We start from the raw sequence: 25,080 nt of genomic DNA, 5'->3' as shown, positions 1-25,080 counted from the left end.
CTCCAACAAACCCCAACAACAAACGCAGACCGGCAGCGAGATCGTCCCGGGTGTAGGGGGCGGACCGGCCGACGGAGCCCGGCCGCTCCGCCGCCGGTGCCACCGGCCGACGGGGCCGGGCCGGACAGCCGGGCGGTGCCGCTACCGGACCGTGCGGTTCGTGTCTGCCTGCCGGCGCGACCCCGGCTTCCGCTCCCGCTGCCGGGACGGACCGGCCACGGGCGGTTGGCGCCACCCGTACCCGCCTCGCCTCCCGCGGCCCGTCCGGCTGGCCGCAGCGGGCGGCGGGCGCGGCGCAACACCCGGGAGATGCCGCGGGTCAGCTGCTGCACGAGCACGACCCGCAGCACCGTCCCCACCGGGTTCGGGCGGCTCTGCGTCACGTAGCGCCGCATCAGCCCGGGGATTTTCACAATGCCCCACAGCAGACAGACCACGATGAGCAGATTGAGGAACGCGTTCGGCTCACCGTTCGGCATCGGGACGCCGAGCACCAGCAGGTTGCTGTCGGGGGCCAGGAACACCCGCAGCGTGGTGGGCAACGCGAACGCCTGCAGCGGGATCCGGACCCGGTGGTGCGGGCAACCGCCGCGCTGTCTCCCGCACACGCCCAGACGCCGACCGGCACCGAGGCGATCCTCCAGGTACTGTCGAACCCGAGCGACGCCGCCTGGTGCCAGCAGGTGTTTCCGCACTTCGGGCGGCTCTTCCCGTTCCGGCGGTTGCCTGCCGCCATCGACCGTGCGTCGCTCGACGACCTCGTCGCGGCGCTAACGACGCTGCTGGCCGACGCGCCGGACGGCACCTACGCCGGCGACTGGGGCGCAAGGCTGCGCACGAAGGCGTTTCCTGACGGCTTCCCATCCACACGACCGCTCGACCCCACCCGATGCGGACTGCTGCGGCTGATCGCCGAGCGCTGCTTCGGCCCGACCGCCCCACCGATCCGGTCCGTGCGCGCCGGCGGATTCAAGCGCGGCCGGCCCGTTTGGAGTGGGGGCAGACTCTGTTGAGGCAGTAGCCGGGCGACCCGGGGTTCCTGCGCGTCAACCACATGCCATGGCGCCTCCCATCGGCGCCATGGTCGAACTACGCGGTGGACTGCTCGATCACATCCGTCGTCACGAAGCACCCCGAGCCCGCGATTGCCTTCTTTCCCAACACCCTCGCCTACTTCAGCAACACCGCCATCGCGTACCTGTGCGCCCGCACGCTGCGCCGGCTGGCCCGGCAGCGCGACGCGAGCCGTGCGGAAGCGCTCACCCGTGCGGAGGACCTGGCACGGGAGCGGGAGCGGCTGCGCGACGTGCGGACGCTGCACGACCGGGCGCTGGAGGCGCTGAGCCACGGTGGCTGGCGCGACGACTGCCGCCGTGAGGCGACCCGCGCGCTGCTGGACGCCGCCTACGACGCGTTGAACAACGTGCTCAAGCACGCCGACGTCGACCGGGCCACGGTGCGGGCGACCAGCTCCGATGCCGAGCTGTGTCTGTCTATCATGGACGGTGGCCGTGGCTTCGACGCCGCGCGGCAGCCCACGCGGCGTCGGGGCTCGCGGAGTCGATCGAGCGGCCCATCCACGACGCCGGTGGCGGAGTCCGCCTGGACAGCGGGCCTGGCCGCGGCACGCTCGTCGAACTCGCGGTGCCGCTCACCGCCATACACGAATGACCATCACGTCGGACGGGCATCCGGTCCCTCAGCCACGCCTGGCCTGTTCCTGCGTCAGACGCCGTCGAATGTATTCAGCGTGCTCATCAGGCTGGTAACGGCGGATGCGCAGTCCGCCTGGGTGGGGTTCGACGCGCGGAGCGCGGTGAGTACGGCGTCGATCTGGTCGTCGAGTTTGTGCCATTTGGCGCCGTCGCGCGGTTTGAGGCCGGCTTCGGCGTCGTCCCAGGCGACCTCGAGGTCCTTGACGCGGGTTTTCGCGCCCGCGAGGTCGTTCCCGGTGACCTTGGTCTGGACGTCGGTGACGATCACCGCGAACTTGGTGAGATTGCCCAGCTTGGTCGTCGGGTGCGCCTGCCCGGCCGCGGTGGAGGCGCCGGACCTGCCCGTCGTGACGGTGTCCTGCGCGACGTCGGCCTGCGGGTCGGTGGCCGGTTGCGATCCCTGGGCCATGCTGAGCCCGAAGCCGATGACGGCGACGACCATGGCGGCAGTGCCGGCCCACGCGAAATCCTGGCGGTGGCCACCGAGCGGGCCGGTCCCCTTGCCGGCGACGCCGTGGCGGTTGACCAGCAGTTGTTCGCGGACGACGAGCGCGACGATGGCCGCCAGGAACAACAGGCTGGTGACGCTGGCGCCGAGGGCCAGGCCGCCGAGGTCCTTGTCCTGGGTGAGCAGGTCGCCGAGCGAGGCGCCGAGCGGCCGGGTGAGCACGTAGGCGATCCAGAACGTGAGGACCTGGCCGGCGCCGAGGCGCAACGCGATCCAGGTCGCCAGGATCAGGCCGCCGAAGATGAGCGCGCCGTTGCGGAAGCCGAGGTTGAGCGCCTCGGTGGCGAAGTCGCCGGCGGCGGTGCCGAGCGCGAACGTGGTCAGGATCGCCGCCCAGTAGAAGCCCTCGCGGCGGGGCGTGTTGATGGACGCGATGGCAAGGGTGCCCTCCTGGCGGTACCAGATCGCGAACACGACCGCGAGGAGGACGGAGAACACGGCGGTGCTGGCGGCGAGCGGTACGCCGAGGGTGTCGGTGAAGAAGTCGGTGAGCTGGGTGCCGAAGATGCTCACCAGCACCACGCACAGCCAATAGATCCACGGCGTGTAGGCCCGGGTGCGGAACTGTACGACGAGCGCGGTCACGAGCAGGACCAGCATGATCGCGTCGGTCAGCGCGGGGCCGAGGCCGGCGTTCACGGCCAGGTAGTCCGCGAACGTCTCCCCGATCGTCGTGGACAGCACCTTGATGACCCAGAACGTAGCGGTGATCGCGGGCACCTTGGTCTGCCACCTGTGCGTGCTCACCGGCCTGTCGGCGGTAACGGACACAGCTCTCCCTCACGACAGCGCTACAGATTGAGAATCCCCATAATTCGGCGGAAACGTACGCCAACTGTCCTGAAAGTTCGCTGAAGAACTGGACCACGCAATGCGCGTCGCGCGCCTCACCCACGGCGCTGTTGCGTTCGCGCGGCCGATCGGAGACATCCGCTGCGCCGGCTCACGCCCCGGCGGCGGTGACGAATGCGTCGGTGAGAAAGCCGGCGAGCAGGCCGATGAGCAGACCCCAGGTGGTGATGTCTTTGGCGGCCATGCGCCGGCCGACGGCAAGGAGTTCGATCACCACGTACAGGATCGAACCGGCGGCCAGCGCGAGGAAGGCGATCGAGACCGTGTCGTTGGTGAAGCGTTGCCCGACGAGGGTTCCCAGCAACGTCGGGCCGCCGCCGATGAGCCCCAGTACCGCAAGGCGGCCCCAGGAAGGGCGGGCGCCGGCCGCCGCCAGCGGGGCGACGATCCCGAAGCCCTCGGTGGCGTTGTGCAGCCCGAACCCGATGATGAGCAGGACGGCCAGGGCGATCTCACCCGACGCGGCGGAGTTGCCGATGGCCAGACCCTCGGCGAAGTTGTGCAGACCGATGCCGACCGCAATGAGCAGCGCCAGCTGACCGGCCGAGCTGCGCAACCCGGTCACGTCGGCGACCTCGCCCGCCGGGACGCCGACATCGGCGGTGTCGCTGCCCGGTGTCGCGGTCGGCGGCGCCTGGCGCCCAGCACCTCGCCGGGCCACCCATCGGTCGAAATAGACCAGACCGAGCAGCCCGAATCCGATCCCGGTCGCCAGGACGAGCCCATTGCCGGCCGCGGGTGCGTAGTCCTGTTGGCTCAGCGCGGCGTCGACCGGCTCCCAGGCGTGGGCGAGGACGTCCCAGAGCAGGAACAGCAGAATCCCGACCGCCCCGGCGTTGAGCAGCGCCCGCAGCCGGGGTGCCGGATTTCGCAGCCGCCCAACGGGTAGGCCGAGGAAAATAGTGAACCCGGCAATGGCGCCGAGCAGGGCGATGTTGGTGGCGGACATGGGTGCTCCCGGCGCAAGAGATCGAGGATCAGGAAAGCGAGGCTAACCTAAGCTGCTGTCACCTACAAGATGTAGGTGACGGTGCGTCGCCACGCTGGCCGCGCCGGCGCCCTCGGTGGATCCGTGGTTCAGCGGCCGGCGGGCTCACTGTCGGCGCGCGTGATGGCCAGGTAGCCGACGAGAACGACGATGAGCACCGTCCAGGCGGCGGTCACCGGGCCGGTGCCGAGTCCGAGGCCGCCGCGTTCGTGTGAGACGCCCATCCAGTCCGCGAAGGAGGCGCCGAGCGGCCGGGTGATCACGTACGCGGCCCAGAACGCGGCCACGGCGCCCAGCAGGCCGGCGCGGAAGGCGAGCGCCGGGATCGCGATCGCGGCGGCGAAGATGACGCCGGACAGCAGGTAGCCCCAGCCGAACGTCATGGCGGTCAGATCGCCGGCCGCCGTGCCGAGCGCGAACGTGGCCAGGACGGTGGCCCAGTAGAACAGCTCCCGGCGCGGCGTGGTGATGCTGTGGATCGACAGGGTGCGCTCGGTGGCGTACCAGACGCCGAGGATCGCGGCGAGCGCGAGCGCGAAACCGATGGTGGAGACCACGTACGGCACGCCCAGGCCGACGTGCAGGACGTCGGCCGCCATGGTGCCGAAGACGCTCACCATGATCACGGCGAACCAGTAGACGCCGGCCAGATAGCGGCGTACACGGAACTGCAGGGTCAGCGCCGCGGCGAGGCCCAGGGCGCCGAGGCCGACGGCGACCGGCGGCGCGAGCGTGTGCGCGAGGAAGTCCGAGGCGGTCTCGCCCATGCCGGTGGTCAGCACCTTGATGATCCAGAAGAGGGCGGTGACCTGCGGTACCTTGGCCAGCCGGGCGGCGGGGGCGGCGGATGCATCGGTGAGGACGGCGCCTGGCTGCCGCGCGAAAGTCATGCGCGCCAGACTGGCGACACAACGCTGAGAGATCGCTGAACTCGCGAGGGGCTCGCCGATGCGTGCCGCGCCGCCGGCGTCGCCCATCGGATGACGTGCCGGTGTGCCCGGCGCCGGTCACGTCGGCCAGGACGTCCGGTTGACGGGGTGGTACCGCGGTACTACACGCCGGTCGTCGGATCGTCCTGCGGTACCGCTGCCGGGGCTTCGTCGCTCTTTAGCGTTGCTGTCAGGGCGCCGGGACGCGGCGACGGACGCGAGGAGTGCTCGATGATCGAGGCACGGCAGCTGACGAAGCGCTACGGGGAGAAGACCGCGGTCGACCGCCTCGATTTTCTCGTCAAACCCGGGGCGGTGACGGGATTCCTGGGGCCGAACGGGGCGGGCAAGTCGACCACGATGCGGCTGATCATCGGGCTCGACGCGCCGACGAGCGGGGACGTGAGCGTCAACGGCAAGCGGTACGCGCGGCATGCGGCGCCGCTGCAGGAGGTCGGGGCGTTGCTGGAGGCGCGGTCGATCCATCCCGGGCGGACCGCGTCGGACCACCTGATGGCCCTCGCGTACACGCACGGGATTCCGCGGCGGCGGGTCGACGAGCTCATCGAGCTGACCGGGCTGACGTCGGTGGCCCGCAAGCGCGCCGGGTCGTTCTCGCTGGGCATGGGGCAGCGGCTCGGCATCGCCGCGGCGCTGCTCGGCGACCCCGCCACCATCATGCTCGACGAGCCGGTCAACGGCCTCGATCCCGAGGGCGTGCTGTGGATCCGCAATCTGCTGTCGGGTCTGGCGGCGGAGGGCCGGACGGTGTTCGTGTCGTCGCACCTGATGAGCGAGGTCGCGCTCGTCGCCGACCATCTCATCGTGGTCGGCCGGGGCCGGCTGCTCGCCGACACCACCGTGCAGGAGCTGGTCCGCCAGGCCGGCGGCGACGCGGTCGAGGTGGCCACCGCCGACCCGGCACGCCTGCGCAGCGTGCTGGCGGGGCCGGGCGTCGGGATCACCGGGCGCCCCGGCACGGAGGAGCTGCAGGTCACCGGCCTGACCGCGCGCCAGATCGGGCTGACGGCCGCCGAACACGGCATCGCCCTGTTCGAGCTGACCCCGAAGCAGGTTTCGCTGGAGGAGGCGTTCATGGACCTGACCAAGGATGCCGTGGAGTACCACGGCGGCGTCACGAGCGGGGTGGCCGCATGAGCACCGTCACGCAGGAGCGGAGCCCGGGCATCGCGGCGGGATCGGCGCCGCGGCCGCAGTACCGGGTCACCGGGCGGCGGGTGCTGCGCTCGGAGTGGTCGAAGCTGTGGACACTGCGCTCGTCGTGGATAACGCTGGGCCTCGGGCTGCTCGCGCTGCTGGCGTTCGGCACCATCGCGGCGCTGCGCTACAAGTCGCTGACGAGTGCGGGCGGGCGGATGGACCCGGACTTCGCCGACGCGACCTCGGTGAGCCTGACGCTGTTCGGGGTCCGGTTCGGGCAGCTGGCGCTCGGGGTGCTCGGCGTGCTGTTCGCGGCCGGGGAGTACTCCACCGGCATGATCCGCTCGACCCTCGCCGCGGTGCCGCGGCGGCTGCCGGTGCTGTGGTCGAAGGCTGCCGTGTACGGCCTGGTCGCGGTCGTCGTCGGCCTCGCCGGCGCATTCGGCGGGTTTCTGATCGCCGACGCGGTCGTGTCCGGGACCCCGGCCCACCTGGGCCTGTCCGGCGGCGAGGTCCTGCGGTCCCTGTTCGGCGCCGGCCTCTACCTCGCCCTGGTCGGCGTGATCGGGGTTGCGCTCGGCGTGCTGCTGCGGTCGGTGGCCGGTGGCATCTCCGTCCTCGTTGCCACGCTGCTGCTCGTACCCGGCCTGGTGTCACTGCTGCCGAGCTCGTGGCGGGCCGACGTGGCGCAGTACCTGCCGAGCAACGCCGGCGAGTCGCTGTACTCGCTGCACCCGGCGACCGGCATGCTGTCAGCGGGCGCCGGTGCGCTCGTCCTGATCGGATGGACGGTCCTCGCGCTGGCCGGCGCCGCCTACCGGCTGCTGCGCAAGGACGCGTGAGCGATACGGTGCGCAGCGGCGCCCGGTCCGGCTCGACCGGCGCGCCGCCTTGTCGATCCAGACTGGGGGTTGGCGCTGCATGGGCACCGACAGCACCGATCATCTCGCCGCCCATCCGCTGGTCGACCGGCTCGCCGGTCTCGGCCAGCGGATGCGGCGGCTGGACGCCCACCGGCCGTGGCGTTTCGATGCGGCGGTGGTGGCGGCGGTACTGCTCATCTTCTGTGTCCCCGACGTCGCGCACCACGACCGGGACGCCGAGCGGGCCGAGCTGCTGCTGGCCCATCCGCCGCTGGCGGCCACGATCGCCCTGCAGCTCGGCCTCGTCCTGCCGCTGTTCTGGCGGCGCCGCGCCCCGACCGCCACGTTCTACGCGGTCGCCGCCGTGTTCGTCGTGCAGTGGTCCGTCGGCGTCCTGCTGCGCGCCGACGTCGCGCTGCTCATCGCCGTTTACAGCATCGTGCTGCGCGTCCACCCGGTCCGGCTGCCGTGGGCCGGACTGACCGTCGCCGCGGCGCTGGGCCTGGTCGCCTGGCGCGTCTCCGGTGTGGTGTCGCCGTGGGATGCGATGTTCTTCCTGTACGCCGCCGCAACCGCCGCCGCGGCGCTGGGCGTCGCCATCCGCATCCGGCGGGCCCAACTCGCCGCGCTGCGTGACCGGGCGCTGCGCCTGGAGATCGAGCGCGACCAGCGCGGCCGCCTGGCCGTGGCCACCGAGCGGACCCGCGTCGCCCGCGAGATGCACGACATCGTCGGCCACAGCCTGTCGGTGATCATTTCCCTGGCCGACGGCGGCGCGTACGCCGTCGAGGGCAACCCGCCGCGCGGCCGCGAGGCCCTCGAGCGCATCGGCGACACCGGCCGGCTGGCTCTCGCCGAGCTCCGGCGGGTCCTCGGCGTGCTGCGCGAGGAGAGCGACCCGGCCGAGCTGCACCCGCAGCCCGGCGTCGCCGAGATCGGTGCGCTGTGCGACCGCGTCCGGGCCGCCGGGCCGCACGTCGTCTACCGCACCGCCGGCGACGTGGACGCCCTGGACCGTGGGGTGCAGCTCGCGGCGTACCGCATCGTGCAGGAGGCGCTGACCAACGCCCTGCGCTACGCCGGAGTGGGCACGCGCCTCGACGTCGCCGTCGCCCGGGACGGCCCGCGGCTGGACATCACCGTCCACGACACAGGCCCGCGGCCGCCCGCGACGCCGGCGTCGCCGACGGGCACAGACGGGCACGGTATCGCGGGCATGCGCGAACGCGCGGCCCTTTATGGCGGAACCGTCGAGGCCGGCCCCCGCCCCGGCGGAGGATGGACCGTACGGGCCGCCTTGTTCCCGAGCGTCTTCCCGACCACCGAAGGCATGCCATGATCACTGTGCTCATCGTCGACGACCAGCCCCTGCAGCGGCTCGGCTTCCGCATGCTCCTGGAGAGCAACGAGGACACCGACGTGCTCGGCGAGGCCGCCAACGGTGCCGAGGCCGTGCGCCGGGCGGCGCAGCTGCATCCCGACGTGATCCTGATGGATGTGCGCATGCCGGGCCTGGACGGGATCGAGGCCACCCGGCGCATCGTCGCCGCCGGCGACCGGTCCCGGGTACTGGTGCTGACCACGTTCGATCTGGACGAATACGCCCACGCGGCGCTGCGCGCCGGGGCCAGCGGCTTCCTGCTCAAGGACGCCCGCCCCGAGGAGCTGCTGGCCGGCATCCGCGCCGTCGCCGACGGGGACGCGGTGATCGCCCCGGCCCTGACCCGGCGCCTGCTGGATCAGTTTGCGGGACAGCTGGGGCCCGCCGCCGAGCCGGGCGGCGATGACCCGCGATTGGCCAGCCTCACCGAGCGCGAGCGCGAGATCCTGGTGGCGATCGGCACCGGTTGGACGAACCGCGAGATCGCGGAGCGGCTGGTGCTGTCCGAGTCCACCGTGAAGACCCATGTCGGCAAGGTCCTGGCCAAGATCGGCGCCCGGGACCGGGTACAGGCCGTCATCTTCGCCTACGACCGGCGCCTGACCCGGCCGAGCACCGGCGGCTGACCGGCGCATCACTCCTGCGCCGCCGCGACATCTCTTGACGCATTTCGGGCCGGTGGCAACGTCGATCATTTCAGCAGCACTTCAGCGCCGCCCGCCTACAGTCGGCCGATGCTGGATCGGCTGCGTGGGCTTCGCCCACCGGTACTGGCGGCTCCGCCGCCGCGCATCCTCGCCGGACTCGTGCTCGGGTGGGCGATCGCCTGGTTCGTACTGATGACCCTGGGCGGCGGCTCGTCGTGGCACTTTTTCGCGCAGGGCGCGGCCGCGCTCGCCGATGCCGATGACGCGGCGGCGGGCGGGCTGCACGTGTACGCCGCCGCGCCGGTGCTGCAGATCGGCCCCCTCACGTTCTTGGCCGTCCTGCTCCTGCTGCCCGCCGGCCCGCTGGTGGCGCTGATCGGCTGGCAGGTGCTCGGCGCCGCCGCCGGGCTGCTGCTGCTGTGGCTGGTGCGCGGCCTGGTGCCGCGATGGCAGCGTGACGCCGGCTGGCTCGCCCTCGGCGCGGCGTACTTCCTGCCGGTGTGGATGTTCCTCGCCGTCGGCGTCGCACATCTCGACGACGTCCTCGCGCTGTTGCTGTCGGTCGCCGCGCTGCGCGCCGCCCGGGCCGGCCGGTCCGGGCTCACCGGGCTGCTGCTCGGGCTGGCCTCCGACGCCAAGCCGTGGGCCGTCGGGTTCGCGGCCCTGCTGCTCCTGCTGCCCGGATGGCGGCGCCGGACGGCCGCTGCGGTGGCGCTGGCCGCCGCCCTGGCCGTGGCGTGGCTGCCGTTCTTCGTCGCGGACCCGGGCACCAGCAACGCGTTGCAGTACACCATCCAGAACAATCCCGTGTCCGCCCTGCACGCCCTCGGCATCCACGACCCGCGGACCCCGTCGTGGGACCGCCCCGCGCAGCTGGCGCTCGCCCTGACCCTGGGCGCCATGGCCGTGTGGCGCGGCCGCTGGGCGGCGATCCCGCTGCTGGCCGTGGCGTCGCGGCTGGTGCTGGAGCCGGGCGGCAACAAGTACTACATCGCCGGCGTCGTCGTCGGCACCGTTGTCTGGGACTTCGCCGGCTCCCGCCACGCCATGCCCTGGTGGACCTTCGCGGCGTGCCTGAGCCTGTTCACCGCCCGCTGGATCCCGATGCCGGACGCTGTGCACGGCTGGCTGCTCGTCACCCTGTTCGTCGCCGCCAGCACCATCCTGCTCGGCGCGCCCCGACCGCCGTGGTCCCTTACCCGGCCGAACGCAGCATCCGCCGGAAGGACGCGACCGTCAGCAGTGCGGCCCGCGCCAGGTACAAGGCCGACTCGATGAGCTGGAACGGCCAGAACCGGCCGGCCGGCTGATAGGTGGCTTACGTGCAGGTCGCGTTGCGCGAAGCAGGTCAGCGTCCGGCCGCCGTAGGCCACCCGCGTTCGGCGGGGCCCCGTCAGCGCGGGAGGCGGACATGCAGTGCCGCGCCGCCGGATGGCGCGTCGTCGATGGTGAGCGTCCCACCGTGCGTAGCGACGATCTCGCGGGCGATGGCCAGGCCGAGGCCGGTGCCGCCGCCGCTGCGGGAGCGGGCGTCGTCGAGGCGGACGAAGCGGTCGAAGACGCGTTCGCGGTCGGCGTGCGGGATACCCGGGCCGTCGTCGGTGATGGTGACGTCGGCATGGCCGTCGCCGTCGGACAGGTCGATGCGGACCTGGGTGCTGGCGTGACGGGCGGCGTTGTCGAGCAGGTTGCGCAGGACGCGTTGCAGCTGCTGCGGGTCGCCTTGCACCCGGGTCGGTGCGACGTGCAGTTCGACGCGCACGTGCGGGTGCTGGGCGGCGATGCGGTCGCGTTCGGTGTAGACGAGGTCGTCGAGGTCGACATCGTTGCGGCGGAGCCGCAGCCCGGACTCGTCGGCGCGGGCCAGCAGCAGCAGGTCGGCGATGAGGGTGGCCATGCGGGTGCTCTCGCGGTGCATGCGCTGGACGTGGGTGGCGGCGTGCGGGGGCAGGTCGATGCGTTCGAGGATGTCCAGGCCGGCGTGGATGGTGGCGAGGGGGCTGCGCAGTTCGTGGCTGGCGTCGGCGACGAAGCGGCGCTGGGCGGAGGTGGCGTCCTCGATCCGGTCGAGCATGGTGTTCATGGTGGTGGCCAGGGCGGCGACCTCGTCGATGACGGCGGGCACGGGCAGGCGGGTGTGCAGGTTCTGGGCGGTGATGGTGTCAGCCTGGCGGCGCATCGCCTCCACCGGGCGCAGGCTGCGCCCGACGAACAGGAACGTGGCGATGCCGACCACGGTCGTGAGCAGGGGCAGGCCGACGGCGAGGGCGCCGATGGTGGCCTCGGTGCCGTCGTTGACCTCGTCGAGGGACTGGGCGACGAGGACGGTACGTCGCCCGTCGGTGGTGTCGGCGCCGGTGGCGACGATCTGGAACATCTCGTCATGGTCGACGGCCAGCCGCCGCTGTTCCCGCTCGGTCTGGCCGGCTGTGGGGCGCAGCGGTGAGATCGGCCCGGCGCCGCCGACGGAGGCCGACGCTGCGACGATGCGGCCGTCGGCGTCGAGGACCTGGACGATGGTCCGGTCGCGCGGCGATGGGCGCAGCGCGGCGGTGAGTCCGGCTCCTCCGTCGGTGACGGCGGCGGTGACTTGCGTGGCGCGCTGGGTGGCGGACTGGTCGATGTTCTGGGTGAGGATGATGCGGGCGGCGATGACGAGCGCGACGCCGCTGAGCACAGCGGCGATTGCGACGATGGCCGCGGCGGCGAGCGCGGAGCGCATCCGTACCCCGAGCCGCTCCCGCAGCCGGGCGGCGAATCGCCGGCGTGAGCTGCCCATATGCTGAACCTAACGCGATCGGTGGGCGGCCGGACCGGTTCGGGCTGTTCCCGCCGGCGCCGACTTGCTGCCGGCCGGGTGCATGACGCCGGTGACGTGATGGTCGAGCAGAGTGTGGCGGACGAGTGCGGTGTCGGCGGCGTCCCCGATGACGAGCGGCACCTTCGGGGCGAGACGGGGCCGGGTCGCCGGTGGACAGGCGGGGGAGCAGGTCGACGAAGTCGTGCCGCCGGACCATGTGGTCCTGGGACCGTGGCCGCCGGGTCAGCTCCGCGGCCGCGTCGTCGTGGCCGGCGCCGAAACTGCCGGAGACAGCGTTCACCGGCGTTCGTCGCTGCATGCGGACCTCCCGGTGGGCGCCTGCGGTTACCAGGATGCAGCGATGTTGAGCGCGGTGACCTGAAGGGACGCTGAAACCGCCGTCATTCAGCGGGATTTCAGCCGAACGGGCCTACGGTCCGGGCCATGCGAACCATCAGCGTGCTCGCGGCCCTCACCGCGGCCGCCGTGCTGGTGCTGGCCGGGTGCGGCGGCACCGGTGCACCGGACGCCGGCGGCGCCGGCGACATCCCGGACAACCAGGCGTTCGTCGAGTACCGCCCGGCCGGCAACCAGTACGCGCTGAAGGTGCCGGAGGGCTGGGCCCGCGCCGAGTCCGGCGGCACCGTCACCTTCACCGACAAGCTCAACACCATCACCGTCACCCTCGGCGCTGCCGCCGCCGCCCCCGACGTGCCCACCGGGCAGGCGGAACTGACGGCGCTGGCTGGCACGACCAGCGGGTTCACGGCTGGTACCGCCGCGATGGTCGAGCGTCCGGCGGGGCCGGTGCTGCTCGTCACGTATCGCGCCGACGCGCCACCGGACCCCGTCACCGGCAAGGTTGTCAACGACGACGTCGAACGCTACGAGTACTGGCACGCCCCGTCCGGGCTGCTCACGGTGACGCTCGCGGGCCCGCATGGCGCCGACAACGTCGACCCGTGGCGGACCGTGACCGACTCGGTGCGGTGGCTGCCGTGACCGCCCCGCCGATCCGGGCCGAACGGCTGTTCCGGTTCTTCCACAGCGGCGACGAGGAGGTCCTCGCCCTCCGCGGGGTGTCACTCGAGGTGGCCGCCGGCGAGTGGCTGGCCCTGACCGGCCCGTCCGGGTCCGGCAAGTCGACGCTGCTGGCCTGCCTCGCGGGCCTCGACGAGCCCGACGGCGGCAACGTCTGGATCGCCGGCCGGCGGATCACCCGCCGCCCGGAGGCCGCCCGGGCCCTGCTGCGGGCCCGCCACATCGGCGTGCTGTACCAGTCCGGGAACCTGTTGGAGCACCTCACGGTTGCGCAGAACATCCGCTTCGCCCGCCGCCTGGCCCGCCGGCCCCGCTCCGGCGATGACGTGATCGACCGCCTCGCCGCCGTCGGCGTCGACGGACACGCCGACGCCGTGCCCGGTGAACTGTCCGGCGGGCAGGCCGCCCGGGCCGCGCTCGCCGTCGCCCTCGCCAACGACCCGCCGGTACTCATCGCCGACGAGCCGACCGGCGAACTGGACGAGCTCACCGAGCGGGCCATCCTCAGCCTGCTCGCCGCCCACGCCGAGACCGGTACCGCGGTCATCGTGGCCAGCCACAGCCGGGCCGTCGCCCGCGTCGCGCACCGGGTGCTGCGCCTGCACGACGGGCACTTCGCCGCATGACGGCCCACTTCGTCGGCGAGCACCTGACCCGCACGTTCGGTCGCACCAGCGCGGTGCGGGACGTGACGTGCACGGTTCCCTCGAACGCGCGGATCGCGGTGACCGGGCCGTCGGGCTCCGGCAAATCGACCCTGTTGCATCTCATCGCCGGCATCGACGAACCGAGCAGCGGTACTGTCGGCTGGCCCCGCCTCAGCGGCCACCCCCGGCACCATCCGGGCCGGGTCGGGATCGTGCTGCAACGGCCGGCGCTGCTGCCCACCCTCGACGTCGGCGAGAACGTGGCCCTGCCCCTGCTCCTGGCCGGTCGCCGGGCCGAGTCCGCACCCTCGGGGGCGCCGCCGAGGGCGTCCTGCTGGCTCAGCAGACCGCCGCCAACCTGCGCGCCGTCCCGGGCACCGTGCTGTCCATCCAACGCCCGGGACTGCCCGCCGCACAGGTGACCGTGGCCGGCATCGTCGACCTGCCACACGCCGACACGATGTTCGCCACCGGCCGGACCGGCACCACTGCACCGCCCGACAACGTCCTGCTGCTGCCCGACTCCGTCTTCACCGACCTCCTCGACCCGCTGCAGGCCACCCGGCCCGACCTGCTCACCACTCAGCTGCACGTCCGGACCAGCCGGCTGCTGCCCATGGCACCCGACGCGGCGTACACCGCCAGCACGGGCGCCGCCCACCACCTCGACGCCGCCCTCGCCGGGGCCGGCCGGACCACCGACAACCTCGGCGCCGCCCTGGACGCCGCCCGCTCCGACGCCGCCTACGCCACCGCCCTGTTCCTCTTCCTGGCCACGCCCGGCGCTGTCCTTGCCGGCCTGCTGACCACCACCATCGTGTCGGTCGCCGGCCCGCGCCGCCGCCGCGAACAGGCGCTGCTGCGTACCCGTGGCGCCACCGCCCGCCACGTCCTGACGATCGCGGCACTGGAGGCCACGGTCACCGGCCTCGCCGGCGCCGTCGCCGGAGCCGGCGCGGCCGCACTGCTCGGCATCGCCATGTTCGGCAACGCCGGCGACCCGGCCTGGTACGCCGCCGCCGCAACAGCCGGCCTGGCCGTCGCGGCCACCGCGGTCCTGCTGCCGGCGTGGCGATCACTGCGCACCGGCGGCGTCGCCACCGCCGCCCGGACCGGCGACCTGCCGGCCACCCGGAAGCCGCTCGCGCTGCGGCTCGGCCTCGACGTCGTCGCGCTCGCCGGTGCCCTGCTACTCCTGCGCGTCACGACCGCCCACGGCTACCAGCTCGTCGTGGCACCGGAAGGGGCACCGCGCATCGCCGTGGACTACTGGGCGTTCGCCGCCCCGGCCCTGCTGTGGCTCGGCGGCGCGCTGCTGGTCTGGCGAATTCTCGCCACCACCCTGCGGTACGGCCGCAGCCTTCTCACCGCCGTGCTGCGGCCCCTGGCCGGGCCGCTCGCCGGCACCGTCGCCGCCACCCTGCAGCGCCGCCGCCGGCCGATCGCCACCGCCGCGACCCTCATCGCGTGCGCGGTCGCGTTCGCCGTGTCCACCGCCGGATTCACCGCGACCTACCGCCAGCAGGCCGAGGTCGACGCCCGGCTCACCAACGGCGGCGATGTCACCGTCGCCGCACCGCCCGGCGCCGCCGGCACCAGCCTCACCGACCCCATCCGGGCAACCGCGGGCGTCCGGCACGTCGAAACCATCCAGCACCGCTTCGCCTACGTCGGCGCCGACCTGCAGGACCTCTACGCGGTGCAGCCCGGCACCGTCACCGCCGGCGCGCACCTCGCCGACGCCTGGTTCAGCGGCGGTACCGCCGCCGAACTGATGGGCCGCCTGCAGGGCCGGCCCGACGGCATCCTCGTCTCCGCCGAGACGGTCACCGACTTCCAGCTTCAGCCCGGCGACCGGCTCACCCTACGCATCACCGACACCCGCACCGGCACCACGTCCCCGGTCGACTTCCGGTTCCTCGGCGTCGTCAACGAGTTCCCGACCGCCCCGACCGACAGCTTCCTCGTCGCCAACACCGACTACGTCACCGCCCATGCCGGCCCCGCACCGGCCACCCACCTCATCGACACCGGCGGCGCTGACCCGGCCACGGTCGCCGCCGCGCTGCGCCGACGCCTCGGCGCCGGGCCGGCCATCACCGACATCACGACCGCTCGCGCCGTCGTCGGGTCCAGCCTCACCGGCGTGGACCTCACCGGACTCACCCGCATCGAACTCGGCTTCGCCCTCGCCCTCGCTGCGGCCGCCGCCGGGCTCGTCCTCGCCGTCGATCTGACCGAACGCCGCCGCACCTTCACCATCCTCGGCATCCTGCGCGCGCGACCCCGCCACCTTGCCGGGTTCGTCGCGGCCGAGGCGTGTGTCGTCACCGGACCGGCCCTCGTCCTCGGCGCGGCCTCCGGCATCGGCCTGGCCCAGATCCTGGTCGTCATTCTCAGCGGCGTGTTCGACCCGCCACCGGATCGGCTTGCGTTGCCCTGGGCCTACCTTGCCGGTCTCCTGGCGGCCATCCTGGCCGCCGCCGCCACGACCGTGACCGCGCTGGTACTCGTCACCCGGCGTCCGGACCTGAAACTCGTACGCGGCGAATGAAAGGACTCCGGCGCGAGACCGCCCTTTCAAGATCTGTAATGCCCAGCTCACCGCCGGCGGCTGCTAGGCGGCCGAGGAGAGGCCGAGCCGGGCGTCCAACTCGGTCAACTGGATCGCCCGCAAGACCAGCACCTGCAACGGCGGCAGCTGCCATTACGTGAGTGCGTCCATCAGCACGGGCGGCACGCGCGGCACGCGCGGCAAGAAGTTCTGCGCGCGGGCCTTCGGCATTGACACGTCGCTGCTGTGCGCCAGCGGCTCCAAGGTCATCTGCTTCGCCGCCAAAGTAGCCGGCCTTTCCCGGTGCGCACCGCGGCGACCCTCCCCGCCGCGGTGCGCACGCCGACGTCCGCGCTGGATCTGCCGGTCGTCGCGGTGGCGACCGACGGCGCGACCGCACCGTTCGGCGATCTCCGGCATGATGCTTCGCCGTCGGCCAGGCGGTCCAGGCCGAACACGTAGCCGGAGAAGTCCAGCTCCCGCTGCGTGGCCCAGGGTTCCGCCGATCGTGGGTGAGCGGGCAGGATTGGCGGCATGACGAGACGAAGCCGCCTGATCGCCGTCGTGCTGGCCGGCTGCCTGTCGGCCTGTGACGCGGCGCCGAAGGCCGAGCAGGCGGCGCCGGCGAACGTCGCGGGGACGACGACGACCGTTTCCCTCGGCGACCGGCCGTTCAAGTTGCACCTGCCCACCTCGTACGCCGCCGGGACGAAGCTGCCGCTCGTGGTGGTGCTGCACGGCTACAGCTCCGACGCGGCCGAGGCGGAGAGCTACTTCAGATTCACCGCCGAGGCCGATCGCCGTGGGTTCCTCTACGCGATGCCCGACGGGACCAGGAACGGCCGGAACGAACGGTTCTGGAACGCGACCGACGCGTGCTGCGACTTCGGAGGGAGCGGTATCGACGACTCCGGGTACCTGCAACGGCTGATCGACGCGGTGAAGTCCGCGCATCCCGTGGACGCGAGCCGTGTCTACCTCGTCGGTCACTCCAATGGCGGCTTCATGGCGTACCGCATGGCCTGCGAGCACGCGGACACCGTCACCGCGATCGTCTCGTTGGCTGGTGCCGTAGCGCAGGACGCTGCCGGGTGCGCACCGGTCCGTCCGGTCGGCATCCTGGAGATCCACGGCACCGCAGACGACACCATCCGCTTCGACGGCGGCCTGAACGGGGATCGGCCGTACCCGTCGGCCGCGGTCGGGATCGAACGGTGGCGCCGGCTCAACGGCTGCTCGGACCAGGTCACGCCCGCGAGCCCACCGCTGGACCTCGAGGCCGCGCTACCCGGCGCGGAAACCACGGTGACCGCCTACCAGGCCGGCTGCCGGGCGGGCGGGCAGGTGACACTGTGGACGGTCGTGAACGGGGGACACGTGCCGGCCCTGTCTCCCACCTTTACGGCGACGGTCCTCGACAATCTCCTCGCCCAGACGCGGTGAGCGGTCGCATGCAGTACCTGCGCGGCCGGTGCGGTGGCGGTGCACCGCTTCAGTTCGGGTTGCGCCAGCGGGAGAACCTGGCCTAGCGGTCTCGCGGCTCAACCCGGGGCAGCGACAACCGAGCACTGGTCGTGCGGCGGCGGAACCACGGTGCGGGTCACCGGGCTGCCGAGCTCGACCAACGCCCTGACGGCCGTCCTGTGCCGGGACTCCACCGCGCATGACAACAAGACCAACTGCAACGTCATCGACGTGCCGTCGTCGTCCACCGTCGAACTGGGCCGAGCCCGATGCTCTCGTCGTGTCAGATCCGACTGGTACTAGCAGTGGGCACCGAGCCAGACGGTGTTGCAGACTGAGCTGGGTCGAGCAACGCGGGTGCAGCACGCTACCGCCCGGTCTCTGAATTGGCTCCGGTAGCTTGGTGCGGCCCTCGGACGGCCAGCAGGCGGCGCTACATGCCCTCTCTTGCCCTCGTCAACGCTGCGAGCCTGTCGGCGAGGCGAGCGGCCAGCCCGAAGGGCCACAGCAGCAGCGCCCACGCTTCGACGCCTGCCTCTCCTCCGCGTAAACGCCACAATATGGACGTGGATTCGGCTAACAGACTGTACTCATAGCCGAACGGCGCATTCCTGGTGTCTCGCCGCGTCCGTCAGAGTCGATGGGTCTGTGCGCACCATAATGCTGGTTGGAGGAGGAGTCGGACGTGGGAACACGCGGTCGCGCTGGGCTGGGTGTCGCCATTAACGTGCTGGTTGGCGCCCTCACCAACATCGCGACCGGCGGGTTCGACCTGACTCGTTATCGTTGGTGGTTCGTCGTGGCCTTGGTTCTGCTGGACTTGATGTGGATTCTTCTGGAGATCCGCTGGGCGGGCCGAGCACGGGCGGGCGCGGCATCCACCCAGGCCGACGCGCCACAGCTCGTCGACTCGGGCACCGCCGCGTCCCGGGATGCCGCCCGGTCAGGTGCGAGACGGCCGTGGATGCTGCCCCAACTTGACGACTGGTGGGTGGACCGGCCGGAACTGCGTCGCGAGCTCCTATCGCAGCTGACGTCGGCCCCCGGTCGCACCGTTGGCGTTACCACGGCGCTGTTCGGCGCCGGTGGCTTCGGCAAGACCACGTTGGCCGTACGAATGTGTGGCATGCCGGAAATCGCCGCTACGTTCCCGGGGGGCTTATTGTGGGTCACACTCGGTGAGGCGATCTCGGCCCCGCAGCTCGCCTCGAAAATCAATGATCTGAGCATGCATCTGGGCGCCGAACGGCCGTCTCTATCCGATCCAGAGCAGGCTGGCTACCACCTGGGACAACTCCTAGAGGATCGCGATCCCATCTTGCTGGTGATCGATGACGTCTGGGAGGCGTCGAGTTTGCGTCCGTTGCTCGCCGGCGGTAGCCGGTGCACTCGGTTGGTAACCACGCGTAAGCGAGGCGTTCTACCGGAGCACGCCGTGTCGGTACGAGTCGACGAGATGGCCCCACCGGAGGCGGGCGCGCTGCTGGAGGCAGGGCTGGCGCCCATCGCCGCCGAAGTCAAGGAGGGGCTGTTGCGGCTCACGGGCAGATGGCCGCTGCTGCTGGCGCTGCTGAACGGGGCCATGCGCCATGCCGTCCGCGACGGGGAGGTACTCGGTGACGTCGCCAGGGAACTGGCAGCGCAGCTTGCAGAGGGCGGACCGACCACCCTCGATCTCAGCGGCGAGCAGGATCGCGATCGGGCGGTACGCCGCACGATCGAGGCGAGCCTGGGTCGGTTGCGAGCCAGCGACCAGCAGCGCTATTTCGAACTGGGGATTTTCCCTGAGGACGTGGACATACCGCGCGTCGCTCGCCGGGCGCTGTGGCAGGCAACGGGCGGTCTCAGCCCCGCGGCGGCGGATCGCCTCTGTGCCGACCTCGCCGAATTGTCTCTGGTGCAGGCTTACAGGCGGGACATCGGCTCCCTTCGGCTACACGACGTACTGCGGTCGTTTCTGCGTGCTGAGGCAGAGTCTGGACGACTCGCCGAATGGAACGCCGTGCTTCTCGACGCCGTACGACCCGCGTCCGCCTCGGACTCGACGGCCGACGGACCCACCCAATGGTGGTTGCTGCCGGCTGGAGAGCATTATCTGTGGCGGTTCGTGCCGTACCACCTAGTCGAGGCCGACCGACGTTATGAGGCCGGCCTGCTGGTGTCCGATCTTCGATGGATCGATCGCAAACTGCACGTGCTCGGCGCTCCGGCCGTGGAGGCGGATGTGCAGATCCCGGAGAATGCCACGGCCTTCGCCTTGTTCCGAGCGTTCGTTCGCGACAGTCATCTTCTGACTCCGATCGAACCTCCCGAGTCGCTCACCGATATACTGCTCAGTCGGCTGGAGACCGTTGATGAACTGAGGGATGACGTACGTGCATATGGTAAGTCCCTACCGCAACGTTGCCGCCTGACCAACCATTGGCCATTGCCCCCCGTGGACGACGCATTGATCCGGGTCATCACCGGATCGGGCACGCGACTTACCGACGTAGTCGTTGCCCCTGACGAGAAATGGTTGGCGACGGCCGGCGAGGACGGCGTGGTGCGGATCTGGGAGATGGCTACCGGTGCGATTAGATTGCAGGTGGTCATCGGCGACCGTCCGGTCTCTGCATTGGCGGTAAGTTCGACGGGCGATTGGCTGGCAGTCGGCTCGGACAGCGGCGCCGTGGGGATCTGGGAAGTCGCCTCCGGACGGCAGCTCGTCAGCTGCGAAGGGCACGCCGGTCCGGTGCACGACGTGGCGGTTGCACCAGACGACCGCTGGATCGTCACCGCCGGTGAAGACCGAACCGTACGGATCTGGAGCGCCACGAACGGCAAGCAGTCCGCCGTGCTGACCGGTCACGAGGGTCCTGTCACCGCCGTGGCCGTACTTGACGCGCACAGGCTCGCGACCGCGAGCCGCGATGGGCTGGTACGCGTGTGGCGCACGGATGAGCCAACGAAACCGCTCCTGCTCAAGGGGCATTACGGTGCGGTGCTGGATCTGGCGGTTTCGGTCGCAGATCCGGCGCGGGTCGGCGACAGACGGTCGGAAGCGGACGGCTGGCTCGCTACCGCCGGAGAGGACGGCACAGTCCGGCTGTGGACCGTCGTCACCGGCGCCACTCGCGGCGTGTTGCGAGGTCACGCCAATGCGATCGCGCGGCTGGCGGTGCTGCCCGATGGGCACCGACTAGTGACTGGCAGCTGGGACGACACGGCTCGGTTGTGGGATCCGGCGACGCTCAGCAGCACTGGCGTCTTAGGGAGCCACCGCGACTCGGTGACCGGTGTTGCGGCGGCGTCCCGGACCGGGCTCCTGGTTACGGCGAGCGCAGACGGTTGGACACGTGTCTGGGATCTGCGAACCGCCGACCGTCCGGAAGCTACGTTGGCCCGCCGAGGTCGGTTTACCGACATGGGCGTCGCGCCGGACGGCAAGTGGATCGCTGCGCTTCGCGCCGACGGCGCCGTCCAGGTATGGGACGTCGGCTCCGCCGAGATCGTCGCAACTCACCGACCGAATGAGGGTTCGGTGCAAGCACTGGCCGTCATGCCCGACGGCAGTGCACTCGTGCTCTTCACATGGTCCGCAATGTACTTTTGGCGCATCGGGTCCGCTACCTCGGCCGCCGTCACGACCGTAGGTTCCTCGATCAGCCCAAATCGGGCGGCGATGGCGCCCGATGGCACGTGGTTGGTGACGGGGGGCGTCTATGGTCGGCCATGTATCTGGAAACTGGACGGCGCTCCGGCTGAGCACTTGAGCAACGCAGGAGCGTTGGACGTGACCGTGTCGCCCGACGGCACGTGGATCGCGACCGCCGATTACGAGCAGCGGACCGTTACCCTGTGGGACGCCGCCACTCGATCCGTCCGACATGTCTTGACCGGACATGGACTGGCGGTCCGGGACATCGCCATCGCCCCCAATAGTGCATGGTTGGCCACCGCGGGCGGTGATGGGGTTGTGAGACTGTGGGACGCGTCAACAGGAGCGTCCATTCGAAGCCTTGTCGGTCACTCCGGCCGGGTGACCGCCGTTGCGGTGGCGTTCGACGGTGCACGAATTGTCACTGGGGGCCAGGACGGCAGCGTACGGGTCTGGGACGGCCGAGACGGCCAGCCGATCGCGGCAATGCGCGTCGATGGGGCAGTTACCTCCGTCGACTGGCTGCCTGACGGATCAAAGCTTTGCGCCACAGGCACGGGCGGCGTGTACGTCTTCAATTTCGTCGAGTAGTCGAATCCTACCGCGAGACGGTACGCGGACCGAGGAAGGGAACTCGTGGAAGCGAATGATCGCTGGCGCATCACGGGTCAGCTGCCGGGCGGCGCTGTACCTCCTCAGGCACCGCGCAACGAGGCTCCATCGTCCGCTGAACTTATTCAGGCATACGCCGAGATTGCCCGGCTCCGCACGGAATTGGACACCTTGCGTGCAAGCCGCGACGAGCAACCCCCGACGTACACGCTACTGCTCGCAGTGCACGCGGACGGAACGGTCGATGTCTTCGCCGGGGGGCAGCCCAAACGGGTAAAGCTGTCCGGCCAGGCCCTGGACGTCGATTTCAAGGTCGGCGACGAGGTGCTGATCGACAATGAGTTCCGTGTCGTCGGGCGAGCATCCCGGCCACAGGTGGGGGAGGTGGCAATATTCGCTCATCTGATCGATAACGAGTACGCCGTTGTTCGATTGGGTCTTCGAGACGAAGTCATGGCCATCGCCGGATCAGTCGATGCGGCGGGGCTGTTGCCCGGCGACGGATTACTGGTTCGCCCAGACGCACGACTGGTGCTTGCACGCCTCAACTTCGGCACACTGACCGACTCCATAGCGCCTGTGGGCGCCCGGTCCTTCGCTGACGTTGCCGGCCTAAGCGCGCATATCAACCGGATCCGGACGGCATTGGACGTCGGCACTCACCTCGCCTCGGACGGCGTTGGCCTCGCACGCCGTATGGCAACGATCCTGCTGCATGGTCCGTCCGGATGCGGCAAATCTTTACTCGCCGAGGCGACGGTGAACGCGTTCGTCGAGCGGGCCTCGGGGGCGACCGCTGTACGGGTGCGGATGACCGCCCTGCTCTCAAAATACGTGGGCGAGTCCGAAGGCGGCCTTCAGCTGATTTTCAAGCGTGCGCGCGAATTAGCGCTCCGACACGGGCGGCACGCCCTGATCATCGAGGACGTCGACATGGTCGCGACCGGCAAGGGCAGTCCGCTGGCGAAGCAGCTTGCCGCCGAGATCGATGACCTGCCGGCGGGCAACACGCTGCTCGTTGTCTTTACCACCAACCGGCTGGACCTGGTCCCGGCCGAGCTGACATCGCCGAGCCGAGTTGATATCACCATGCTCGTCGACCGGCCGGATGCGGTCGCCGCCCGCGAGATCCTCCACCGCCGTTTGGCGAAGGCACCCTGGTCCCTCGACGAGGCCGGGGCCGCGGTCGATGCCGCGGTCGAACGGCTCTACGCAAGCGGGGAGTTCCGGCAGGCCGCGTCGGCGGCCGCGCTGTCTCGTGTCACCCGCGTCGCCGCTCGCCGCGCCGCGTTCCGAGCCGCAAAGACCTGCGAGCTGCTTCGGCTCACTGCGGACGATCTCCTCGCGGCGGCCGCAGCCGAGATTGAGGCAATCCGGCATTAACACACCCGATTGCGATACGTCGCCCGCAGACGTCACACGGTTCTGGCCCACAAAGCTGGGCTACGAGATCGGCAGTCGCCGATCACACGCCGAGATCCACATCGAGGAACCAGCCGTCCTCGGCGACGCCCACCGCCGCTGCTCGACCCAGGCCTGGTCCTGGGCCCGGCGACGTTGCCGCGGCGTCCGCTACTCGGCACCGAACAGGTACCCTGCTGTCGCGGCCTTCCGGACGATCGAGTGGCGCGCCGGTCGGGGGCCGGTCGCACGGCTGCTAGCGTTCGCGCCAGGTCAGCGGTGAGAGAGGCGCCGTTGCATTTGGCGATCAGGGGACGCGGTTCAGCCGGTGTTTCCGGTTTCAGATGGCGGTGGCGAGTTCGGTGAACGCCGCGGTGATGCGAAGCCCGCGTGGCCGGGCTGGGGCTCGTCGTCCACGGCGGGGCCACGATCTCGCGGGTGCGCCGGTCGCGCCCGGCCGCCTCGGCGATCTGGTGCTCGCCGTCACCGTGGCCATCACGCTGCGCGACGCGCTGCAGGACACGCTGGCCGGCGTGCGCGTGGCGATGGACGGGCGCCTCGGCGCCGAGCCGCTGCTGTGGCTGGGCCACGGGTTCGACGGCGTCGAGCAGTCGGAGGGCCAGTGGCAGAAGGTCGCGCTGGCGCGCGCCTCGATGCGCCGCGACCCGCTGCTGTTCGTCCTGGACGAGCCGACCGCCTCGCTGGACGTGCCGAGCGAGCACGCCATCTTCGAGCGGTACATGGCCCGGGCCCGCGCACTGGCCGCCCGCACCGGCGCCGTCACGGTGATCGTGTCGCACCGCTTCTCCACCGTCGCCGGGGCCGACCTGATCCTGGTGCTGGACCGGGGGCGGCTGGTCGAGCAGGGCGCCCACGAGGAACTCCTCGCCGCTGGGGGTCGCTACGCGGTGCTGTACGCCATCCAGGCCACCGCCTACACCGGCTGATGCTGGAACGACGTCCTTTGATCGGCGTCCGCGGGCGCCGGACGGCCAGCCCGGGCCGTCCCGCCAACGGAGGGACCCGCCGCAGCAACCCGGTTACGCTCCGTGGATGTCCTTGCGTGTAGGCGCGGCGGCGGTCGCGGTGCTGCTCTCCCTCCTCGGCGCGGCACCGGCCCACGCGTCGACCTCGGCCACCATCACGGGAACCGTGACGGCGCAGGGCGGGGGCGGGGTCTCCGGGGTCGCGGTCACGGCGACCGCGGCCGGGCAGACGGCGGTGCAGTTCGGTCCGGTGGATACCGCTGCGGACGGCTCCTTCGAGCTCGGCGTGGTGACCGGCGCCTACGACATCCACTTCACACCGGCCGGCGGCCTCAACCCGATCGTGTACACGAACGTGGCCGTCACCGCGAACACGACCCTGAACGTCGTGCTCACGCAGTCCAGCGCGCATGCGATGTCCGGGGTGGTGCGCGATGCGGCCGGCGCTCCGGTCGCGGGCCTGACCGTGGATGTGCATGCGGTGGATCAGAGTGGTCGGGGTGGTGCCGCGAGGACGGACGCGGCGGGGCGTTTCTCGGTGAGTGTGCCGCCGTTGGTGTATGGCGTGCAGATCCGTGCGGCTGACGATTCGTGGGCGTTGTATTCCGAGCCGCGGACGTTTGATCTGACGGCGGCCGATGTCGTGCAGGACTTCCAGCTGCCGCCGTTCGTGACGCTGACGGTGACGGTCAAGGATGCCGGTGGTGGTCCGATATCGGGTGCCGCGGCGAGCATCAGGTCTGGGCAGCAGCCCGGGTTCACGGTGGCGCCGGGTCTCACGTTCCTGGCCGCGGCGGGGCCGAGCAAGCAGACGGACGGCAACGGGCAGGCCGCCTTCAGCGTCTTCTCCGGGTTCAATCTCACCGCCGGTCAGGTGTGTGCCACGTTTGC

The 25,080-nt window shown here is 71.2% G+C and carries 20 protein-coding genes; 15 read left to right on the top strand and 5 right to left on the bottom strand.

All coding sequences use genetic code 11. The features are described 5' to 3' along the window. Positions 1-572: 572 nt before the first annotated feature. Positions 573-1,013 carry a hypothetical protein gene (locus AB0B76_RS38155; RefSeq protein ID WP_360384822.1) on the top strand — a complete coding sequence of 147 codons (441 nt, stop codon included), beginning with the start codon at positions 573-575 and terminating at the stop codon, positions 1,011-1,013. A gap of 712 nt (positions 1,014-1,725) precedes the next feature. Here the strand turns inward: AB0B76_RS38155 and AB0B76_RS38150 are convergent. From AB0B76_RS38150 to AB0B76_RS38140, 3 genes are all read right to left on the bottom strand, one after another. After that, positions 1,726-2,970: a hypothetical protein gene (locus tag AB0B76_RS38150; RefSeq protein ID WP_360384820.1), complete on the bottom strand. Its 1,245-nt coding sequence runs from the start codon at positions 2,968-2,970 to the stop codon at positions 1,726-1,728. Between the two features lie 196 nt (positions 2,971-3,166). Then, a complete protein-coding gene (locus tag AB0B76_RS38145) occupies positions 3,167-4,024 on the bottom strand; it encodes a ZIP family metal transporter (RefSeq protein WP_360384818.1) in 858 nt (285 codons plus the stop codon). Between the two features lie 128 nt (positions 4,025-4,152). Next, on the bottom strand, positions 4,153-4,953 hold the full coding sequence (locus AB0B76_RS38140; RefSeq protein ID WP_360384816.1) for a hypothetical protein: 801 nt from the start codon (positions 4,951-4,953) through the stop codon (positions 4,153-4,155). Positions 4,954-5,223: 270 nt separating this feature from the next. Here AB0B76_RS38140 and AB0B76_RS38135 point away from each other — a divergent pair, with 270 nt between their 5' ends. The 5 genes from AB0B76_RS38135 to AB0B76_RS38115 all read left to right on the top strand — a co-directional run bounded on the left by AB0B76_RS38135 (position 5,224) and on the right by AB0B76_RS38115 (position 10,322). Further along, complete coding sequence (locus AB0B76_RS38135; RefSeq protein ID WP_360384814.1) at positions 5,224-6,150, top strand: ATP-binding cassette domain-containing protein; 927 nt, start codon at positions 5,224-5,226, stop codon at positions 6,148-6,150. Further along, positions 6,147-6,995: an ABC transporter permease subunit gene (locus AB0B76_RS38130; protein WP_360384812.1), complete on the top strand. Its 849-nt coding sequence runs from the start codon at positions 6,147-6,149 to the stop codon at positions 6,993-6,995. Before AB0B76_RS38135 ends, AB0B76_RS38130 begins: the two co-directional genes overlap by 4 nt. Positions 6,996-7,074: 79 nt before the next feature. Further along, complete coding sequence (locus AB0B76_RS38125; protein WP_360384810.1) at positions 7,075-8,355, top strand: histidine kinase; 1,281 nt, start codon at positions 7,075-7,077, stop codon at positions 8,353-8,355. Beyond that, positions 8,352-9,023 carry a response regulator transcription factor gene (locus AB0B76_RS38120; RefSeq protein WP_360384808.1) on the top strand — a complete coding sequence of 224 codons (672 nt, stop codon included), beginning with the start codon at positions 8,352-8,354 and terminating at the stop codon, positions 9,021-9,023. Before AB0B76_RS38125 ends, AB0B76_RS38120 begins: the two co-directional genes overlap by 4 nt. Positions 9,024-9,131: 108 nt before the next feature. Then, complete coding sequence (locus AB0B76_RS38115) at positions 9,132-10,322, top strand: hypothetical protein (RefSeq protein WP_360384806.1); 1,191 nt, start codon at positions 9,132-9,134, stop codon at positions 10,320-10,322. Positions 10,323-10,437: 115 nt separating this feature from the next. On the opposite strand, the gene AB0B76_RS38110 is transcribed toward AB0B76_RS38115, so the two are convergent. Further along, positions 10,438-11,823, bottom strand: a complete 1,386-nt coding sequence (locus AB0B76_RS38110; protein WP_360384804.1) for a HAMP domain-containing sensor histidine kinase — start codon at positions 11,821-11,823, stop codon at positions 10,438-10,440. 465 nt (positions 11,824-12,288) lie between these two features. Here AB0B76_RS38110 and AB0B76_RS38105 point away from each other — a divergent pair, with 465 nt between their 5' ends. From AB0B76_RS38105 to AB0B76_RS38090, 4 genes are read left to right on the top strand one after another with little or no spacing between them, the layout of a single operon-like run. Further along, entirely contained in the window at positions 12,289-12,846 is a 558-nt protein-coding gene (locus AB0B76_RS38105) for a hypothetical protein (protein ID WP_360384802.1), read from the top strand. Beyond that, entirely contained in the window at positions 12,843-13,511 is a 669-nt protein-coding gene (locus tag AB0B76_RS38100) for an ATP-binding cassette domain-containing protein (RefSeq protein WP_360384800.1), read from the top strand. The genes AB0B76_RS38105 and AB0B76_RS38100 overlap by 4 nt, the downstream gene beginning before the upstream one ends. Continuing rightward, on the top strand, positions 13,508-13,954 hold the full coding sequence (locus tag AB0B76_RS38095; protein ID WP_360384798.1) for an ATP-binding cassette domain-containing protein: 447 nt from the start codon (positions 13,508-13,510) through the stop codon (positions 13,952-13,954). Before AB0B76_RS38100 ends, AB0B76_RS38095 begins: the two co-directional genes overlap by 4 nt. Then, positions 13,912-16,086, top strand: coding sequence for an FtsX-like permease family protein (locus AB0B76_RS38090; protein ID WP_360384796.1), 2,175 nt, complete (start codon positions 13,912-13,914; stop codon positions 16,084-16,086). The genes AB0B76_RS38095 and AB0B76_RS38090 overlap by 43 nt, the downstream gene beginning before the upstream one ends. 153 nt (positions 16,087-16,239) lie before the next feature. On the opposite strand, the gene AB0B76_RS38085 is transcribed toward AB0B76_RS38090, so the two are convergent. Beyond that, positions 16,240-16,506 carry a hypothetical protein gene (locus AB0B76_RS38085; protein ID WP_360384794.1) on the bottom strand — a complete coding sequence of 89 codons (267 nt, stop codon included), beginning with the start codon at positions 16,504-16,506 and terminating at the stop codon, positions 16,240-16,242. Between the two features lie 114 nt (positions 16,507-16,620). On the opposite strand from AB0B76_RS38085, the gene AB0B76_RS38080 reads away from it, so the two are divergent. The 5 genes from AB0B76_RS38080 to AB0B76_RS38060 form a co-directional block, all read left to right on the top strand. Beyond that, positions 16,621-17,529 (top strand): alpha/beta fold hydrolase, encoded by a 909-nt coding sequence (locus AB0B76_RS38080; RefSeq protein WP_360384792.1) that lies wholly within the window; start codon positions 16,621-16,623, stop codon positions 17,527-17,529. Positions 17,530-18,217: 688 nt separating this feature from the next. Continuing rightward, positions 18,218-21,781 (top strand): NB-ARC domain-containing protein, encoded by a 3,564-nt coding sequence (locus tag AB0B76_RS38075; RefSeq protein ID WP_360384790.1) that lies wholly within the window; start codon positions 18,218-18,220, stop codon positions 21,779-21,781. A gap of 45 nt (positions 21,782-21,826) precedes the next feature. Further along, positions 21,827-23,185 (top strand): AAA family ATPase, encoded by a 1,359-nt coding sequence (locus AB0B76_RS38070; RefSeq protein WP_360384788.1) that lies wholly within the window; start codon positions 21,827-21,829, stop codon positions 23,183-23,185. Positions 23,186-23,580: 395 nt separating this feature from the next. Beyond that, entirely contained in the window at positions 23,581-24,150 is a 570-nt protein-coding gene (locus AB0B76_RS38065) for a hypothetical protein (protein ID WP_360384786.1), read from the top strand. Between the two features lie 139 nt (positions 24,151-24,289). Continuing rightward, a partial coding sequence (locus AB0B76_RS38060) for a carboxypeptidase regulatory-like domain-containing protein (RefSeq protein ID WP_360384784.1) occupies positions 24,290-25,080 on the top strand: 791 nt, incomplete at its 3' end.

It is taken from the genome of Dactylosporangium sp. NPDC049140 (genome assembly GCF_040648435.1).
This window is presented reverse-complemented; position numbering and strand designations above follow the sequence as displayed.